Annotated in this window: 16 protein-coding genes and 4 pseudogenes; 5 read left to right on the forward strand and 15 right to left on the reverse strand. The window is 53.6% G+C overall.

The window, feature by feature from the left end:
* Positions 1–196: 196 nt before the first annotated feature.
* From PSPTO_RS16620 to PSPTO_RS30070, 3 genes and pseudogenes are all read right to left on the reverse strand, one after another.
* Positions 197–454 (reverse strand): hypothetical protein, encoded by a 258-nt coding sequence (locus PSPTO_RS16620; RefSeq protein ID WP_226992636.1) that lies wholly within the window; start codon positions 452–454, stop codon positions 197–199.
* A gap of 13 nt (positions 455–467) precedes the next feature.
* On the reverse strand, positions 468–1,586 hold the full coding sequence (locus tag PSPTO_RS30670; protein WP_327191717.1) for a hypothetical protein: 1,119 nt from the start codon (positions 1,584–1,586) through the stop codon (positions 468–470).
* Between the two features lie 75 nt (positions 1,587–1,661).
* Positions 1,662–5,147 (reverse strand): annotated as a pseudogene (locus PSPTO_RS30070) (hemagglutinin repeat-containing protein); the annotation flags it as partial.
* Between the two features lie 84 nt (positions 5,148–5,231).
* Between PSPTO_RS30070 and tnpB (PSPTO_RS16630) the strand changes: the two are divergent.
* Both tnpB (PSPTO_RS16630) and PSPTO_RS16635 read left to right on the forward strand, forming a co-directional pair.
* Positions 5,232–5,591: an IS66 family insertion sequence element accessory protein TnpB gene (gene tnpB, locus PSPTO_RS16630; RefSeq protein WP_003409203.1), complete on the forward strand. Its 360-nt coding sequence runs from the start codon at positions 5,232–5,234 to the stop codon at positions 5,589–5,591.
* A gap of 17 nt (positions 5,592–5,608) precedes the next feature.
* The gene (locus tag PSPTO_RS16635; protein ID WP_003409202.1) at positions 5,609–7,162 is read left to right on the forward strand and encodes an IS66-like element ISPsy5 family transposase; all 1,554 of its coding nucleotides are present in this window, start codon (positions 5,609–5,611) and stop codon (positions 7,160–7,162) included.
* Between the two features lie 390 nt (positions 7,163–7,552).
* Here the strand turns inward: PSPTO_RS16635 and PSPTO_RS16640 are convergent.
* The 8 genes and pseudogenes from PSPTO_RS16640 to PSPTO_RS16675 all read right to left on the reverse strand — a co-directional run.
* A pseudogene (locus tag PSPTO_RS16640) lies at positions 7,553–8,185 on the reverse strand (hypothetical protein).
* Positions 8,158–8,604, reverse strand: coding sequence for a hypothetical protein (locus tag PSPTO_RS16645; RefSeq protein WP_226992637.1), 447 nt, complete (start codon positions 8,602–8,604; stop codon positions 8,158–8,160). Before PSPTO_RS16645 ends, PSPTO_RS16640 begins: the two are co-directional and overlap by 28 nt.
* Positions 8,605–8,717: 113 nt before the next feature.
* A complete protein-coding gene (locus PSPTO_RS16650; protein ID WP_046463979.1) occupies positions 8,718–9,167 on the reverse strand; it encodes an SMI1/KNR4 family protein in 450 nt (149 codons plus the stop codon).
* Between the two features lie 119 nt (positions 9,168–9,286).
* A complete protein-coding gene (locus PSPTO_RS30265) occupies positions 9,287–10,483 on the reverse strand; it encodes a hypothetical protein (protein WP_011104440.1) in 1,197 nt (398 codons plus the stop codon).
* Positions 10,482–10,759, reverse strand: a pseudogene (locus tag PSPTO_RS16660) (IS5/IS1182 family transposase); the annotation flags it as partial. The pseudogene PSPTO_RS16660 and the gene PSPTO_RS30265, both read right to left, overlap by 2 nt.
* Positions 10,760–10,811: 52 nt before the next feature.
* Positions 10,812–12,323, reverse strand: a complete 1,512-nt coding sequence (locus PSPTO_RS16665) for an IS66 family transposase (protein ID WP_011104442.1) — start codon at positions 12,321–12,323, stop codon at positions 10,812–10,814.
* An 18-nt stretch (positions 12,324–12,341) separates the two neighbouring features.
* Positions 12,342–12,701: an IS66 family insertion sequence element accessory protein TnpB gene (gene tnpB / locus PSPTO_RS16670; RefSeq protein WP_004883347.1), complete on the reverse strand. Its 360-nt coding sequence runs from the start codon at positions 12,699–12,701 to the stop codon at positions 12,342–12,344.
* Positions 12,702–12,795: 94 nt separating this feature from the next.
* Positions 12,796–12,986: pseudogene (locus tag PSPTO_RS16675) on the reverse strand (transposase); the annotation flags it as partial.
* Positions 12,987–13,134: 148 nt separating this feature from the next.
* Here PSPTO_RS16675 and PSPTO_RS16680 point away from each other — a divergent pair.
* The 3 genes from PSPTO_RS16680 (at position 13,135) to istB (ending at position 16,039) form a co-directional block, all read left to right on the forward strand.
* A complete protein-coding gene (locus PSPTO_RS16680) occupies positions 13,135–14,112 on the forward strand; it encodes an IS5 family transposase (protein WP_010213957.1) in 978 nt (325 codons plus the stop codon).
* A 98-nt stretch (positions 14,113–14,210) separates the two neighbouring features.
* A complete protein-coding gene (istA, locus tag PSPTO_RS16685) occupies positions 14,211–15,233 on the forward strand; it encodes an IS21-like element ISPsy4 family transposase (protein ID WP_002551322.1) in 1,023 nt (340 codons plus the stop codon).
* Complete coding sequence (istB, locus tag PSPTO_RS16690) at positions 15,230–16,039, forward strand: IS21-like element ISPsy4 family helper ATPase IstB (RefSeq protein WP_005741073.1); 810 nt, start codon at positions 15,230–15,232, stop codon at positions 16,037–16,039. Before istA ends, istB begins: the two co-directional genes overlap by 4 nt.
* A 494-nt stretch (positions 16,040–16,533) precedes the next feature.
* On the opposite strand, the gene PSPTO_RS16695 is transcribed toward istB, so the two are convergent.
* The 4 genes from PSPTO_RS16695 to PSPTO_RS16710 all read right to left on the reverse strand — a co-directional run bounded on the left by PSPTO_RS16695 (position 16,534) and on the right by PSPTO_RS16710 (position 18,493).
* Positions 16,534–16,953, reverse strand: coding sequence for an SMI1/KNR4 family protein (locus tag PSPTO_RS16695; RefSeq protein ID WP_005760706.1), 420 nt, complete (start codon positions 16,951–16,953; stop codon positions 16,534–16,536).
* A 34-nt stretch (positions 16,954–16,987) separates the two neighbouring features.
* Positions 16,988–17,182, reverse strand: a complete 195-nt coding sequence (locus tag PSPTO_RS30675) for an HNH/ENDO VII family nuclease (protein WP_369403328.1) — start codon at positions 17,180–17,182, stop codon at positions 16,988–16,990.
* Positions 17,121–17,249, reverse strand: a complete 129-nt coding sequence (locus PSPTO_RS30505; protein WP_011104444.1) for a hypothetical protein — start codon at positions 17,247–17,249, stop codon at positions 17,121–17,123. The genes PSPTO_RS30675 and PSPTO_RS30505 overlap by 62 nt, the downstream gene beginning before the upstream one ends.
* 845 nt (positions 17,250–18,094) lie before the next feature.
* Positions 18,095–18,493: an SMI1/KNR4 family protein gene (locus tag PSPTO_RS16710; RefSeq protein ID WP_005771801.1), complete on the reverse strand. Its 399-nt coding sequence runs from the start codon at positions 18,491–18,493 to the stop codon at positions 18,095–18,097.

An 18,493-nucleotide genomic window follows, 5' to 3' on the forward strand; every position in this document is an offset into this window, starting at 1 on the left:
CTGCGGCATTCGTTACAGCACTCAACCTCATGCAGAGTACTCCGTCAAGTCTCAAACTTCCATTTATTGAAAATTTCCGACTGGAAAATCTTGAAACACTACCTACTCAAAGATTCATAACACCCAGCGAGAAACTGATGCAACAGGCCAAAATTATAAATAACCACCTGAGCATACGATATACCTACCACCCTTATCAAACAACCTCTTTAATGTAAGATTGAAATACCCCCTCACCCACCTCTATATGAAGTCGACTGCATTTTGGACAGCGGTAAACCGTGCTTGCACCCAAACTTATCGCATCATAGAACTCATCTTCAGATAAATTTCCAACAGATAACAACACACCTATATCATCAATTTTTCTTTCCGAAACCAAACTTAACTCAGCCTCAGAAGTCCCATTAGACAAATTAATTATATAGCCACACACACAGGAAAATTTTGGCACAGGCCTTGCCCTCCTAAGGACGATCATAGCGAATGACGGAGCCGTCAGGCTTCTGGAAAAATATCGTTTTTATGCTCTGAGCATTCGGCTTCCCCCACATTCTAGCAGCTATCGAGGACATATCTGAACTCGTTATATCAGCCTGTACAAGTACGCCGCCTGCTTGATCTGCTTTCTTTTCAATATTCTTAACTATGTTCGAAGGAGACAAGTTTTGCGGTGTATAAACGTCTATCGACCCTAACCCGTCAACATTCAAATCAGCAGTCCTCTCCCCCTGAACGCCTCTTGACGATGCGGTAGCTTGGTGAGTGACATCGTAACCGAGACTAGATAATCCTTGTCCAGCGCGGGCTTCGTTTGCATCAGGTATAGCACCATCTTCGATTTTTATCTTACCTGCGACCGTTTCCTTCACCCCCTGATTCATCACCCCCGGCGCGGGAAGCTCAACAACAGGCCTCGAATAATCAACAGGCGTCTGATCAGCAATCTGAATACCACCCGTCGAACCTATCCCAGCAGGCGTTGCTCCAGCAGCATACCCGCCGCTGGAAGGATTCGCACCCTGTGCCTGAACAATAGGGTTCACAAGCCTGGAGTTTTCGCCGTCCAGCAGATGCACCGGGAACGTCGTACTGAACAGGAATTTCCATATTTCTATGGAGGTGCTGACCTGCTGTTCGGCTGACTGACCTGATTGGGCAACAGAGAGTGCGACGGCATTGGCTGCCGCTCTCAGTCTATCCTGACCTTCCGGCGTCGCTGCTGTGGTAGACAACGCAGCACTCAGGGCCACAATTGCGCCAGCACCCAGCGCCACTACTGGAACAAAACTCGATGCACCACCATTTGGTTTATTCAGCGTGGTCAACAAAACCATCGCCTGCATCGCTTGATCCGGGTGCTCCTCACCCAGTTCGGCAATACGTGCGACGAGCGCTTCCGCATTGGAGCCCAGATCTTTGTCAGCAACCCGTTTTAGAACTGTCCTGATGCCCGCCGACCTTTTGTCTTCATCCAGGCTGTTGAGTTGTTGCATCAGTTCGGTACGAGCGACTTGGTGTTGTGCTAGTTCTGTCCCGTTACCTGTAACAGCCCCTAACGGCAGTAACGCGGTGACCACAAGCATGTCGACCAGTTTGTCTATTGTGTTACGACTGTTTTCTCCATAAAGCGCAGCGTTCTTTTGCCATTGATCAAGTGTCTCTTTCGGGCTGGCAACCGCCTCCACTGAACTCTTCGTCACATACAAATCAGTCCGGTGTTCATCATCACGCGTGATCTCATATGCCTTGTCGACATCACGATTCAAACCTGCCGTCGAGTCCTTGCCAGCCGTATCGCTGCGCACCACCACATCGCCTGCGCCGACGGTGCCTCGAACGATCTGCTCACGGTCCTTGTTGTAGTTCCAGCCCTCGACGCTCCAGCCGTTTTTGTTGTTATCGCCTTTGCCTACCTGAGTCGAGTCCTGCGTGGTACTGCTGCCAGTACCGTACGAGCCACCGACGTTCAGGTAATAACCGTGCTCTTTATCCTTGCCTGCGATATCGCTGTAGCCCAGCGTGTTGGTGTCCAGCTTGAGGTTGCCGCTGTCGGAGGCGATCAATGCGCCGTCGAGTTGAGTGTGGTTCTCGGTGCGAATGTCGACCTTGTCTTTGGCGGTGATGCGGGTCTGTTCCTCGATCCAGTTTTTGGAGCCGTTGGTCTGGCCGTAGCCGACCGAGCCACTGACGCTGCCGCCAAAGCCGACCACGACGGTTGCGCTGAGGTCGAATTCCTTGCCTTCGACTTTCCCGGTATCCGGCAGGGACGTCACGTTGAGGTCGCGACCTACGCGTCCGACCACGTCGTTGCCACGCAGCGTGGCACCGGCAATGTTGGTGTCCTGACCGCTGGTGAACCCAAGGTGATTACCGGCATACAGGTACGCTTCCTGCTGCTGTTTGCCTTCGCGCTCAAGGTCGCCCTTGCCGATGTTGACGCTGGCGTAAACACCGATACCTCCCGGACCGATAGCGATCCCGGCTTCCCCGCCGGCATTTTTACGGGTGTTTTCGGTAGAACTATCGTTCTGGGCTGCCTTGATGTTGAGGGTGTTGCCGGCATTCAGATTGATGTCCCGTTCTGCCTGGGCCTGCGTGCCGATCAGGTTAAGGTCGTTGCTGGCCTTGAGGTTGACGTCACGGCCTGCCTGTAATCCTGTAACGGTCGAGGACTCCTGGCTCTGATCACCCTTGGCGATACCGCTGCTGCCACCCACGCCAAGTTTGAATCCGCCACTGCTGCTGCCGTGGATACCACTCCAGCTTTTCTGCTCGCTGGTTTCCTGGCTGTAGCTGCCTTTGGCGGCATCAAGCGTGACGTCCCGACCTTTGATGTTGATGTCGCGGCCAGCCTGCAATTGGCCGCCGCTGATCTGAACGTCGTTGCTCGCGGAGATGTTCAGGTCATTGCCAGCATCAAGCGTCGAGGCCCGGTTGGTCGTCTCGACCACTTGCTGGCTGGTGCCTTGCTTGCTGTTGCCAAATTTCCCATCGCCCGTCGGGCCCGACAGAAACTGCGACGTGCTGTCTACCGCTTTGAGCGTGCTTGAACCTTTGCTCGTGGCGTCGTCACCCTTGCCTGCGCCGCTGAGAGCATCCTTGGTGCTGCCATAGTTGTGATCGATGCTCGCGCTAAGGCCGTTGCGTGAGTTTTCGCGCTGTTGTTCAACTGCCTGGGATTCACGCGCAGCATCAATCTTGATGTTGCGCCCGGCAGTCAGATTGATGTCATTGAGCGCCTGAAGATCTGAGCCAACCTGGTTAATGTCGCGCTTGGCGTTGACCGTAAGATCTTCACCTGCGCGGATCTGGCTGGCCGCAGCAGTCTGTTGCTCAAGGCGGCTGTTTTCCTTGGCGCGATCAACACCTGCGAAGAACGTGACGCCATTGGCGTTGGAAGAAACGCCAATGCCCGACTGCCTGTTCTTCTCCCAGTCCTGATTGGAGTTGGTGTTCTAGGCGGCCAGAATGTTGACGTCCTGACCTGCGTTCAGACTGACGTTTCCACCTGCGTTGACGCTGCTGCCGACAACATTGATGTCGCGTTCGGTCTGCAGACTTACGTTGCCCACAGCGTTGATCTGGCTGCCTACGCTGGTGCTGCTCTGCGCTTGGCCGCCCGCTTCTCTAGCCGAAGAGATGGACAGGAATCCACCAGACGCTGAAAGACCGGTTTTCTTCTTGTACTCGTCGCTGTGGCTGGAAGCTTCGTCGTTGGCCGAGAGCAGATTGATGTCGCCGGTTTTGTCCACCAGCCCGGCTCTGAGATCCACATCATTGCCCGCGCTGATGTTACTGGCGCGCAGCGTGATGTCCTTGCCTGAAGCCACTACCACATCGTTGCCCGCGCTCAGTTCGCTGGCGACTTGGGTAGAACTGGTCGTCAGCTCGCTTTTTCCGCTTTTGGACAAACCAAACGAGCCGGATTTGCTCGTCTTGCTGTAAGCACCCTGCTCATCGACGCCCGAAAGTACTGCAACGTCATTGGTGGCGCCGAGAATCAGGTCATTGCCTGCCGAAAGCCGGCTGCCAATAACGCTGACGTCATGCCCACCATTAATGCTCACACTGCCGTCAGCAGCCTTGCTGGTGTTGATGGTGAGGTCTTGTCCTGCGTTGATGACAGACGCGACGTTAGTGCTGTCATAGCCTTCCTGCTGCTTACTGCTACTGCGTCCGAACGAGCCTTTGCTCTTTTTGGCATAGAAGTACGAGCTTTCGTCCTGAGCGGATGCGATGGTCACATCTTGCGCAGCATCAAGAGCAACGTTGCTGCCCGCATTGATGCGACTGGCGATGATGTCGAGATTCTGCCCCGCCTGCAAAGCCACACTGCCACCCGCTTTCAAATCCGCAGACACCTGGCTGACGTGATCTTCCTGCTCGGTCACTTTCTTGCTTTTGCCGTAGGAATGCTGCTCGTCGGCCGCCGAGGACAGGGTCAGGTTTTCGGTCGCGGCCATCGCGATATCGCGCTTGGCGTCGATGCTGCTGGCGATCACGTTGATGTCGCGACCCGCCTGGGCCGTCAGGTCACGTCCGGCGCTGACCGTGGAGCCCAGTTGCGTGATGCTGGAGTTGCTGGAGTTCGCACCCCGTGTCTGGCCGTTCTCGGTCTGGGCCGAGTCGATGGCGACGTCACGGCCTGCCGCGATGCTCAAGTCACGACCGGCCTGCAACACACCGCCGGTGTTTTTCACATCACGACCGGCTTGCAGGCTCATGTCGTTGGCCGCTTCGATGCGGGCCGCGCTGTCGGCGAAGTCCTTGCGCCAGGTTGCGTCATCCGCAGCGCTCTGGTGGCTGGTCACCGTGCGTTCGTTGATGACGTCTCCGCGGATGGCGGTCAGCGTCACATCACGCCCGGCGATGATGCCCCCGGCTTTGTTGATCAGGTCATTACCCGCCAACAGGTCCAAACGGTTGCCAGCTTCTATCAGGCCGCTATTGACCAGGTCATTTCCAGCGGCAGCCGACAGATTATTGGCCGCACGCAAGGTGCCGACGTTATCGAGGTTTTGCCCTGCAATCAGCGAGACGTCGTTACCGGCAATCAACGCACCGGTCGGGCCAAGGCGATTGTCGGCCTGAGCCAGATAGAGAACAGGCACCAGCACCATTTCGCCATTCACTTCGTGCTCTTCGGTATCCGATCCACGAACCCCACATTTCAAGCCACTGGCTGACGCCTGATGCTGTGCTCCCGTTTTCTTTCAGGAGCCAGCACCATGATGCGACCCGACGCCAAAGTCGAGAAAGTCTACCTCTATCCCAAACCCGTGGATTTCAGAAAATCCATCGATGGCTTAGCTGCTTTGGTCGAGTTGGATATTAAAGTGGCGGTCTTTGATCCGGTGCTCTTTGTCTTTCTCAACAAATCCCGGAATCGAGTGAAGATTTTGTATTGGGAGCGTAACGGCTTCTGCCTTTGGCTCAAGCGTCTCGAGTCCGAGCGTTTCAAAATCTCGCCAGATGATGTCGACGAAGCCATTGTGCTGACGGTTCAGGAATTGAATTGGCTGCTGGATGGATTTGATCTGTGGCGCAACCGTCCTCATAAGATTTTGACTCCAAGGTTTGTTGCCTGACGGGTATAATCCAGGGCATGCGACCATTGCCCGACAACCTTCCTGACGATCCCGTATTGCTCAAACAGATGCTGCTTGAGAGCTACGAAGCACGCTCGCGCGAACAGGAAGTTAAAGACGCCTACGCCACTCACATCGTTGATCTCAAAGAGCAGATCAAGCTGCTGCGTGACCGTATTTTTGGTCGAAAGTCCGAACAAACCGTCGAGCCTAATACCCCTCAACTTGCCTTGTTCAATGAACCTGAAAGCGAGCCTATGCTCCCGGTCGGCGATGCTGATGAGGAAGTAGTTGCTCCTGCGCCACGCCGTGGCAAGCGCAAGCCACTGTCGGCTGATCTGCCGCGCATTGAAGTCATCCACGAGCTGCCCGAACACGAACTGACCTGTGCCTGCGGTTGCCGCAAGCATGTCGTCAGCGAGGAAACCAGCGAGCAACTGGATATCGTGCCGATGCAGATTCGGGTGATCAAACACATCCGCAAAGTCTACGGCTGTCGTGGCTGTGAGTCGGCACCGGTCACAGCCGGCAAGCCTGCGCAGTTGATTGAAAAGAGCATGGCCAGCCCCAGCGTGTTGGCCATGCTGCTGACCACCAAGTATGTCGACGGCTTGCCGCTGCATCGTTTTGAAACGGTGCTAAGCCGACATGGCATAGAAATCCCGCGTCAAACGTTGGCCCGCTGGATTATCCAGTGCGGCGAACATTTGCAGCCGCTGTTAAATCTGATGCGTGATCGATTGCTGGAAAGCCCGGTCATCCACTGTGACGAAACCCGCGTTCAGGTACTGAAAGAACCAGATCGAGACCCGACCAGCCAATCCTGGATGTGGGTACAGGCCAGCGGGCCTCCAGATCATAAAGTCGTATTGTTCGACTACACTTCCAGCCGCGCGCAGGACGTACCGTTACGGCTGCTGGAAAGTTATCGCGGCTATGTGATGACTGATGATTACGCGGGCTATAACGCGCTGGCGTTACAACCGGGCGTGGAGCGCTTGGCGTGTATGGCCCATGCGCGGCGCAAATTTGTCGAAGCACAAAAAGTGCAACCTAAGGGCAAGACCGGGCGTGCCGATATCGCGCTGACGATGATCAATAAGCTGTACGGTATCGAGCGCGAATTGAAAGACGGCAGCGACGAACAGCGCTTTACCGGTCGGCAGGAGAAAAGCCTGCCAATCTTGGCTCAGTTGAAAAGCTGGCTGGATAAAACTCAGTCCCACGTGACGCCGCAAAGCGTGCTGGGCAAGGCAGTTGGTTATCTGGCGAATAACTGGAGTCGGCTGAAGCGTTACGTGGAAGCCGGCTTTTTACCGATCGACAACAACCCGGCAGAGCGCGCAATAAAGCCGTTTGTTATTGGGCGCAAAGCCTGGCTGTTCAGCGACACGCCTAAAGGCGCCACCGCCAGTGCACAGATCTATAGCTTGGTCGAGACCGCCAAGGTCAACGGCCAGGAGCCCTATACGTGGCTGCGCCACGTACTGGAGAGGTTGCCACTTGCGCAGTCGGTGGCCGACTATGAGGCGTTGCTGCCGTGGAACTGCTCACCGGAAATGCCAAGATAAACGGAAGCCGCATCTGATGGTAGGTGTGGTTGGTGGATCGCTTACTTTCTAGTAGTCTGACTTCCACATTTATCAATGTACGTTTCTTTCGGCCAGCTCGCGCCTTTTTTTTTCACTCTACTCGCAGACTTGGCAACTTACTGTCAAACTCTGTCCTGTTCAACTTAACATCTTCTTTAGAAGCGTGAATAAGTGTTCTCTCGCAGATCAGCTTTCAAAAGCTCCAATTGTTGAGGGGTGAACTGCCTGCCGGTCAAACTCTGGATATCCGTAAGATACAACTTTGCATCCTTGGCCAACTGAGTACCCAGAAGCCCTGTCGCGGCCTCGCCATTTTGAGCAGTGCTTCCTACAGTACTTGCAGTAGATTTTGCACCGAGGTTATCGCCCTTATCTCACAGGCCTAAAATCATCAATTGACTTGTTTTTCTCTTTCAATAAAGACGCAATGAAATCGGGATTAAAACTCATCAAAAAATCAATAGCATCATAAATTTTCCAGCGATGCACTTCGGGATGATCAATTATGGCGGCAAGGTGCTCTTCAACAAGAGGTACATACTCTGAGTAGTTCTTCCTCTTCACCAAATCAAAAATCCTTGCTATTTCGAACGGTTTACTACTCGCCAAAGTAATAATCTTCGATAGCGGAGAATAGATCTGGACTCTAGCCGCCTCGACTTCCCCACGATCAGCCACAGTGGCAAAATACCGAGTAACAGACAAGAGTATTTGACGATAAGTGTCGTCGTACCCATGTAGTCGATGGGAATAGGTTCCTTCGATGCCTTCGGTTTTTTCCATACTCCCTTCCAAAGCGATCAAGCCTTCATAGACGCCCCAACTGGTCAGTAGTTTCGCAGCCAAGAATTGCTTCTCATTGTTACTCGCATGACGGAGCAAATCCAGCACAGCGTCAATTCTTTCCTATGGAATATCCTCTGGATCCAAATCTCCTGCCGTCACGGCATAATCTGCATGCTCTGGAATGCTATTTAACAGTTCGTATGTTTTCGGCTCCATAAAAAATACCTTTTTTTTACTCTTTTAATATAGTCGGTCGGCACACAGCCCATAATCAAACATTCACCAGCGCGCTTAGCATTCCCCAGATCTCTCTCCGCGTTAATCAACGAATCGCTATTATTCTCAGATGGGTTTCTTGTATACCTTGCACGTGCTGCATCCAGTTTCGATTGCAATTCCGCTGTCACCTGTTGATTCGTCAAAAATTTGGTATCTGGCAGTGCGCCGGAATCAATGTCCCGCTGTAAGCGCTTAACGTCGATCTCAATTTCATCAGCACCATAGTTTTTCGGGTTCGACGCTGCAATTGGATCAGTAACAGATATATGGCGAATTCTCAGAATTGCCACCACGCACGTGCGTTTGGACGCTGCCAGTCCCGTTGATGTTGGGTGGAACCAAATCGCCGTTTTCATTGATATACGTTTTGGGTTTGCCGTTTCCGTTGACCGTTGCGCTGAAATCGTTATCGCTGCGCACAACGATCTGGCCTGGCCCTTTTGCACCTCTTAAAGCGCAACGCTAACAATCAGCACGCCGCACGCCGCTCAACTAAGGACTTGATGTACTTCAGCTGTTCCAAGATAAAATCAGAAAAGCTTGACGCCAACACATCAACCCCATCCAATTCGGAACTAACCTCTACAACTTGCCAATTATTTTTTGCGTCGAACGCATATAGCATATCACTAGAGTTTCCACCGAATACGTAAATACCCTCATAGCCCTCAATTTCCCGGCCGCATATAGTCGAATATTTCTCCGGACCATCATCAAGATGAAATGCCGCGTCTAACTCCCCGAAACCAAACTCGGTGAGAAATTCCAGATAGTCAGCTGGAACCTGCTGACGATGTGAATCATCAACATTGCATAATGTCGCACTCGTGTCTGTTATGCGGTAGCCGTAATTACCCTCATAGTCCTCTGAGGACGTCACAGTATCAACCAACGATTTTAACTCTTCTTTATTTTTCATAATCATTTACCAAATATTTTTTCCGCTGGCCCTTGGGCCCTGTGAATACCACCTTGGTGCTCCACGCCTCTCATGGCAGGTGTAATATTCCACCACTCTGCCTTACCGCCAAATTTATTTTATATAACATGATGGGCATCGTAATTTCTAGTAGCCTGATTTCCATATTTATCAATGTACGTTTCTTTCGGCCAGCTCGCCCCTGTGTTTTTTTCCCACTCTGCTCGCAGACTTGGCAACTTACTATCAAACTCTGCCCTGTTCAACTTAACCTCCTCTTTAGATAAGCGTGAATAAGTATTCTCTCGCAGGTCAGCTTTCAAAAGCTCCAATTGTTGAGGGGTGAACTGCCTACCGGTCAAACTCTGGATATCCGTAAGATACGATTTTACATCCTTGGCCAACTGAGTACTCAGAAGCCCTGTCGCGGCTTCGCCATTTTGAACAGTGCTTCCTACAGTACTTGCAGTAGCTTTTGCACCGTTCCCCAAAACCTCCCGTTCAACAAGTGTACCCGCTTCTGAATCAGTTAGCGCACCCGTCGGGTTCAGATTTTTCGACGCAGTTGCTTTTGCACCACTCCCCAGCTCTGCCAGCGTCTTCGCCCGATTGGCAGGCAAGAAGTTCAGCGCAAACTCAAGATCGCTTTTCGCCCTGATCGCAGCACTCGCCGCCGTGTTGCCCTGCATATCGTAGATGGTCGCCATAGCCTCTTTGGTCTGGCTGGCCTCCACGCTATTTTTGAACGAACCCCACGGGCTCTTGCTCAAACCCATCAACCCATTGGCGGCCTGTTCGCTCACCCCGACAGGATCACTCATCAAGGCCCACGCCGAGCCGAGAGAATCCGACAACGCACCGCCGCTACCTTGAGCAATCCCGGCCAGATTGCCGGAAACAGCGCTCAGGAAATCGGTGTTGACCGCAAGGTTTTTACGGTAGAAATCAGCGTATTTGTATTTGGGATCACCTGCATAGGCGCCTTGCATATTCAGGTTGTTGATCGACGGATCTGCATACTCCGCAGTATGCGTATTGCGATAGTCAGTAATGAGCGCCACTGTTTCCGCTGGCGTATAGGATTTACTCCCGGCAACCACAGGAACATCACCTACCGCCGCATAGCTATCCGCCAAAGGCGAAAGCGCGATACCCAGATGCTTCAAGGTCAAGGCATCAGGGACGACGCCTTTCGCTGCGAGCGCGTTATTCCAATCCTTGTCGGTGTAATACGCCAGCGCCTGAGCCAGGCGTTTCTCGGCCTCGGCGGGGCTGATATTGGCTTCCTGCGCCAGGCTTGAGGACTGTTTCTCCATCGCTGGCTTGTCCCGGTGAAAGCATTAAGCGCAATGGCAAGCCATTAGCGTCGCAAACCATATGAATCTTGGTTGTCAGGCCGCCTCGACTGCGCCCTAGAGCATGGTCTAGCGGTTCTTCAGGCTCCCCTTTTTCCCGGCGCCTGAAGAGGCTCGGGTTGCACGTACCGCCGTGGAGTCGATCATCCAGGTGTCCAGATCGATCAGTCCTTCCTGATTGAGTCGAATGTGCAAGCGCTCCAGTATCCGGTCGAACGTACCGTCATCGCGCCATTCACAAAAAGTAAGCGCTCCATAAACCTCACTTGGCTAAAGATAGGTAAAGCGCTTAGCTGTGAAGTCGAGGTTCGCAGTTCCACGGCAGCAAGGCTTCGTAATCCTCAACCGATGTTGCCGTTGGCAGGCGTTCAAGTGCGTGGCGCAGCCACGCATAGGGCTCCTGGCCGTTGGCTTTGGCAGTCTCGACCAGGCTGTACAGTTGAGCACTGGCCGTCGCGCCCTTGGGCGTGTCGCTAAACAGCCAGTTCTTTCTTCCGATCACGAAGGGGCGGATCGCGCGTTCAGCTGTGTTGTTATCGAGCGGCAGGTAGCCTTCCTCAACGTATCGCTCCAGCTTGCTCCAGTTACTTGCGAGGTAACTGATGGCTTTGCCCAGGGCATTCTGAGCGGTGACCTGTGGCTGCGTCTTTTCGATCCAGCTTTTCAACTGAGCCAGTATCGGCAGGCTATGTTCGTGACGGCCGATTTTACGATCAGCGTCGCTACTGGCCTTCAAGTCGCGTTCGATCCCATACAGTTTGTTGATCAGGTTCAGCGCGATATCGGCACGCCCCGTTTTACCTTTGGGCTGCACTTTCTGTGCTTCAACAAACTTGCGTCGAGCATGCGCCCAGCAGCCTAGACGCTCGACTCCGGTTTGGGCGCCCAAGGCGTTGTAACCGGCGTAATCATCGGTCATTACGTAACCGCGATAACCATCGAGCAGGCGCATTGGCACCTCCTGCGCCCGGCTGGTGGAGTAGTCAAAAAGGATTACCGGCCTATCCGGTGGGCCGCCGGTTTGCACCCACATCCAGGATTGGCTGCTCGGTTCTCGATCTGGTTCTTTCAGCACTTGCACGCGCGTTTCGTCGCAGTGGATGAAGCGGCTTTCCAGTAGCCGGTCGCGCATCAAATTCAGCAGCGGTTGGAAGTGTTTGCCGCACTGGATCACCCAGCGCGCCAGGGTCTGGCGTGGGATATCGATACCGTGGCGACCCAACACTTTTTCAAATCGATGAAGCGGTAAACCGTCAACGTATTTGGTAGTCAGCAACATCGCCAGAACGCTGGGGCTGGCCATGCTCTTTTCAATCAGTTGAGCTGGCTTGTCTGCTGTGACGGGTGCCGTTTCGCAGTCGCGGCGGCCATAGACTTTACGAACATGCTTGATGACCCGGATCTGCATCGGCACGATTTCAAGCTGCTCGCTGACTTCCTCGCCGATGGCGTGTTTGCGGCAGCCGCAGACGCAAGTCAGTTCATGCTCGGGAAGTTCGTGGATGACTTCGATGCGCGGCAGGTCGGCAGGCAGTGGCTTGCGTTTGCCACGGCGCTTAGCGGGGGTGACAACCTCTTCTTCAGCGTTCTCGTCGATAGCTTCGACGACGCTTTCGGCTTCGTTGAAGAGCGCCAACTGCGGTGTGGCCGGATCGGCTGTTTGCTCGGACTTGCGTCCGAACAAGCGCTGGCGCAGCAATGCGTTCTCTTCTTCTAGAAAACCGACCCGCGACTGCATCTTCGCAAGCATTTGTTTGAGCAGCTGGAGATCGTCGGGAAGGTTGTCGGGCATGGATTTCATGCCCTGGATTATACCGAATCAGGCCACGAATCGCGGCGTCAAAACCTGATGGGGACGGTTACGCCAGAGGTCAAAACCGTCGAGCAGCCAGTTCAGTTCCTGAACGGTCAGGACAATCGCCTCGTCGGTGGCATCGGGCGATGTTTTGAATCGCTCCGATTCCAGGCGTTTGAGCCAAAGGCAGAAGCCGTTGCGCTCCCAGTACAAGATTTTCACTCGGTTGCGCGGCTTGTTGAGGAAAACGAAAAGTACCGGGTCGAACACGGCAACCTTGATATCCAGTTCGACCAGCGCAGCCAGTCCGTCGATGGATTTTCGAAAGTCCACAGGTTTGGGGTAGAGGTACACTTTTTCGACTTTGGCGTCGGGTCGCATCATGGTCGATGGGCTCCTGAGAAAATCGGGAGCCCAGCATCTGGCATTAGCTCAGTGCTTTGAATGTGGGGTTCATGGAGCGGTTACCACAAAAATGCTGATACACCGTCGACCAAGGCCCAAAGCGTTCCGGCAGATCACGCCAGGCAGCACCTGAGCACAAAATCCAAAGGATTCCGTGGAGTACCAGACGATCATCACTACGTGGGCGACCCATTTTCTGCTCGGGAAAACAAGATCCTTGATCAATTCCCGCGATGCGTCGGAGAGTTCGTAACGCTTTGCCATGCGGGCCTCCAGCCAATCATGGCGGCAATTCTACCCCACCGACTTTTCGTACAAAACCTAGGGAGGCGCTGCAAAAATAGCCAACTGTCCCCACCCTTGGCACACTAAGTTCCTTCAACCAGCCTCCCTCTCCGTGAGCGTTACGCGCGTGCAGAAAACCTTCTCCGAACTCGAATATACCGGCAAGAAAAAGCAGACTCGCCGAGATCGCTTCCTGGCTGACCTTGAACAGTTGGTGCCCTGGGCCCAGCTGGAGGCGCAAGTGGCGCCGTTTTATAGCAACACCGCAGGCAAGCGCGGACGCCCTGCGATAGGGGTGTCGCGCATGTTGCGCATGTACGTCGTGCAGCAGTGTTTCGGTTTCTCCGATGAAGGTTGCGAAGATGCCGTCTACGACAGCCAGGCCATCCGCGGTTTTATGGGTATCGACCTGGGTCGCGAGTCGGCACCGGATGCCACCACCTTGCTGCGTTTTCGCCGCTTGCTGGAAACCCATCAGCTAACGCGGCTGCTGTTTGAAACGATTAACCAGCATCTGGCCAGCCGGGGGCTGCTGCTCAAGGAAGGCACTATCGTCGACGCTACCCTGATCGCCGCGCCGCCCTCGGTCAAGAACCGAGAAGGCAAGCGTGATCCTGAGATGCATCAGGCCAGGAAAGGCAATCAATGGCACTTCGGGATGAAGGCCCACATTGGTGTAGACGCCACGTCGGGGCTGGTGCACAGCGTAGTAGGGACGGCCGCTAACGTGGCGGATGTCACCCAGGTTGGCCAGTTGCTGCACGGTGACGAAACCTATGTTTCGGGTGACGCTGGATACACCGGTGCGGCCAAGCGACCGGAGCATGCTGAACGGGACGTTATCTGGTCGATTGCAGCACGGCCAAGCAGTTACAAGCAGCACGGCGAAGGCAGCGTGCTGTATCGGGTCAAGCGTAAAATTGAATATGCCAAGGCGCAACTGCGCGCCAAGGTCGAGCACCCCTTCCAGGTAATCAAGGTGCGCTTCAATCATCGCAAGGTTCGCTACCGTGGGCTGGAAAAGAATACAGCGCAGTTGTTCAGTTTGTTTGGGTTGGCCAATCTGATGCTGGCCAAGCGGTATTTGCAACAGGCGGCAGGATAAATCCGTCTGAAAGTGTCACCGCCACTGTAAAAATGACCCCCTAACGCCAACCTAGAATTGACCCCCCTGGGTAAAACTGGCGGCTTTGAGCTGCCAATATGTTGACCCAGGAGCAGTCTGTGGAAATTAAAGTGTTGGCCCGTCAGGGCCATGGCATCAAATTCATCGCCCGTGAGCTGGGTATTTCGCGTAACACCGTGCGCAAGTACCTGCGAAAGGCCCGGTCGCTACCCAGTGACAAGGTGAGACCCGCACGTCCGTGCAAAATCGACCCCTTCAAGGACTACCTGCACGAGCGTATTGAGGCGGCGCGCCCACACTGGATTCCGGCGACCGTCCTGCTGCGTGAGATCACGGCATTGGGGTACAGCGGCGGCGTCAGTCGTCTGAAGGCTTATATTCGCCCCTTCAAACGTAAGGCAGAAGAGCCGGTGGTACGTTTCGAGACACTGCCCGGCAAGCAGATACAGGTGGACTTCACCACCATTCGACGAGGCCGTCAGCCGCTTAAGGCGTTCGTGGCGACACTTGGTTTTAGTCGAGCAAGCTTTGTCCGTTTCTCCGAGCGAGAGGACAGCGAAGCCTGGCTGACAGGGCTTCGGGAGGCGTTCGCTTACTTTGGCGGCGTGCCCGAGCAGGCATTGTTTGATAACGCCGGAACCATCATCACCGAGCGAGATGCTTTTGGGGAGGGCCAGCACCGTTGGCATCCCCGATTGGCTGCGCTGGCCGATGAGTTTGGTTTTATTCCCAAGGTCTGCCGCCCTTACCGTGCCCAGACCAAGGGCAAGGTTGAGCGCTTCAACGGGTATCTGAAGGGCAGTTTCATTACCCCGTTGGCCGCTACGCTCAAGAGTGCGGGTCTGACGCTGGATGTGGTGACGGCCAACGCACATATCGGCCAATGGCTCGACGAAGTCGCTCATCAGCGGATTCACGGCACGACGGGTGTTCAACCGGCGGTACGTCTGGCCCAAGAGCAGCAGGTACTATTACCACTGCCAACACAGAGCCTGCGCCCACAACCCGCCCAAGGCCTACGCCTGGGACGGGTCCTGCCGTACGAGAGCTTGCAGCATCCGCTGTCGGTTTATGAGCAACTGCTGGAGGTGAGAGCATGAACCTTCAACATGCTCGCCTGACAGAACTATGCAAGGGGCTAAAGCTTGAGCGCGTCGGGGTGGACTGGCCGCACCTGGCCCAACAAGCAGCAAGCGGCGAAGACAGCTTTGCCGACTTCCTCGAAAAGCTGCTGGCTGCCGAGACCGATGCCCGAAGTGAACGCTCTCGACAGGCCCTGCTGAAAACTGCCGCGCTGCCCGCTGTGAAAACGCTGGAGCAATACGACTTCGCGTTTGCCACCGGCGTCCCCCGGGCACAGCTCCAGGAGCTGGCAGCACTGAGTTTTGTTGGACGTGCCGAGAACATCGTGTTCCTGGGGCCTAGTGGTGTAGGCAAGAGCCACCTGGCTATCGCCCTGGCCTACCGGGCAGTGATGGCCGGTATCAAAACCCGCTTCGTCACGGCGGCTGACTTGATGCTGCAACTGACCGCTGCGCACCGCCAGGAACGGCTCAAGGAATACTTCAGTCGTGTGGTGATGGCCCCTGGGTTGTTGGTCATCGATGAAATCGGCTACCTGCCGTTTGGTCGTGATGAAGCCAACCTGTTCTTCAATGTTGTCGCCAAGCGCTACGAGCAAGGCAGCCTGATCCTCACGAGTAACTTGCCGTTTACCCAGTGGGCCGGAACCTTTGCGGATGATCAAACACTGACAGCGGCCATGCTGGACAGGCTGTTACATCATGCCCATATCGTGCAGATGACAGGTGAAAGCTATCGACTCAAGGACAAGCGCAAAGCAGGAACCAAATCTTCTCGGGCCGAACCGGCTCGAAAATATGAACCCGAGGGGGGTCAAAACTAAGTTGGCGATTTAGCACGGAAGGGGGTCACTTTTTAGTTGGCGTTGACATGAAAGGCGGGACTGGCCCGCCAATCAGCAAAAGGAGGGCAGAAATCTGCCCGAGAAACGCAAAGCAAGGCCGGCAGGTTGAAAAAAACCGGCTTGGAAATGAAGACGGTGCGAACGGGTTAATTTTTCAGCGTCTCCCTAGAAGGCACAAACCAGATAACTGATTGATACATGTGGAAAATACCCATCTCGCAAGAGGTGCGTATTGTGTATTGAGATGTTGCTCCTGTTAAGGAGCGAAAGTTCATGCTGAAAAAGGGCGTATTAAGCAGGTAGACCGTAGGTCGTCAGGTTGGTAGACGAAAAGGAGACAAAAGAACTGCAAAAAGGATACCGCTTGAGTACAAGAAGGCTACAGAATGGGTGCAGGAAGGCGGCAAAAGGGGTGCAGATAGAGTGCAAAAAACACCGGCGCAAGGCCGGTATTAGTAATATTCCTATAAAGGCTACTCACCATCTATCCATGCGTGTTTTATCCAACTGGCGAGACTGGGCCAAGTTTCATTGGAGCGCCCATCATGCACCCAGTAAATGACAGAGCCATCCTCAAGAAGACAATAGTAGTTCCCATTATCCTCGCAAATGGGAAGCCACGACTTTGGAACACCTTGCTCTCGAGCCTCCGCAACAACGTTCAGAAGCTCTCTAGGACTATTTCTGTCCACGGTTAATCGAAGCGCATCCTTGCCATTAAAAATACTATCACTTGCCTCCTTGGCAAAAAACTTATACTCATCCAAAAATGAGATACCGAGTTCACGCTCATAAGCAATAATTAAGGCATCATCAGGAAGTCGCTGTGCATTTGGAAGAGACATACGAACGCTTTTCAGCTCTGCGACAACATCTCTTATATCAATATCCATAATAACCTCCAACACTAAAATTCATAATTAAAAATTATTTACTCGACTTCTCCAATAGTCTTTTTTTCCACTTTTCAAACTGTGATCTGTTGACTCCAGAAGGAATATCAGAACCCGAATTTATATGAATAGCACCACTATTTTGTTGGTGAAAGCTTTGCGTAACCTCAGCAATGGCCGGTTCGGGCCACGACGGCTTGCCGCACAAGGCGTTGTTCATACAAACCATCGCCCAAACGCTTGGCGCTGACTTCCGGGTCATAGCCCAGACCTGCCAGCAGGTAATCCGAGCTCATGAACTGCTTGAGTTCGGTGAGGACAGGGGCAGGCCTTCTACTCGGGTAACCGTTTTCGCTGCTGCAAATGCATATAGAAAATGCTCACCTCGCAAGAGGTGCGTGTTGTGTATTGAGGCTTTGATGCTGTTAGGAAGCGAAAAATCATGCTGAAAAAGGGCGTATTGAGCAGGTAGATTGTAGGTCGTCAGGCCGGTATACAGAAAGTAGGCAAAAGGACTACTAAAAAGATCAAGCTTGAGTACCAGAAGGCTACAGAATGGATGCAGATAGGTTGCAAAAACACCGGCGCAAGCGCCGGGGTCAGTGGTGTAAGTTCATGAGAACTCTATTTTGCAGTCTGACAGAGGGATCGAACGGCCATCCGAAACCACAAACTGCGCGCCTTCGATTCGAGCAAGAAGCAAGCCACGAGCCTTTGCTCCTGCTTCAACCCTCCCGCCAACTATCTATGTCCCCTTGGTACGAAAGAGCATGAAATAGGCAGTCACCCGATAGATGTCCTCAATCGATTTGCGCCACACGCTCGACGTCGATTCAGCAATATTTCGAGGAATCCCTGCTTCAGCGGCCAGATCGTCTCTAAGCCCAACACGCGCAGTTGCAGAAGTAGCCTGCACTTCAGCTGCACCAGTAGCTTTTGCACCATCAGTCGCTTTTGGACCTCTAGTTACTTCCGGTCATTACGCAGACTGCTGATAATCCGATTCCAGTAGCGTACAGCCTCAAAGTGCTGCTGTCTCGTCAACCAAGTTTTGTTCTCAGGGCTGGTCGGATCACCACCAACGATAGCGGGTTTAATCTCGAATAGCTCCATGCCTTTAGGGCGCGAGTGCTTATTAAGTTCACTCATTTTGGTCTGCCAATCGAGCAAATAGATCGGGAAGGTCGCTCGCTACCGATATGGCATACTGACGATTCATACCTATAAACGGAATTCGAACTACCGGCATTGCTGCATCCAATGTGTCAAACCCATACCCCTCCCCTCCGCCGTTAGACGCGAACAAAAATATACCTGGCGCATATGTCTCGACCTCATATTCACGATTGAATTCAACTAGCTCTTCTGCCTTCCAAAAGATAATGTAGCTATCGCCAATGAATCCTTCGCCACCGTCGTGAGTCTTAAGGAATTTAATGTAACTCTCAGGAAGTGCGACTCCCAAGTGTGTTGACAGACCATCAACAGCCGGAATTTCAGCCGGACCATTAAGCTGCCCCTCTGTTAGATGATATTCCAT

The sequence above is a fragment of the Pseudomonas syringae pv. tomato str. DC3000 genome (assembly GCF_000007805.1).
Taxonomy (GTDB): Bacteria; Pseudomonadota; Gammaproteobacteria; order Pseudomonadales; family Pseudomonadaceae; genus Aquipseudomonas; species Aquipseudomonas avellanae.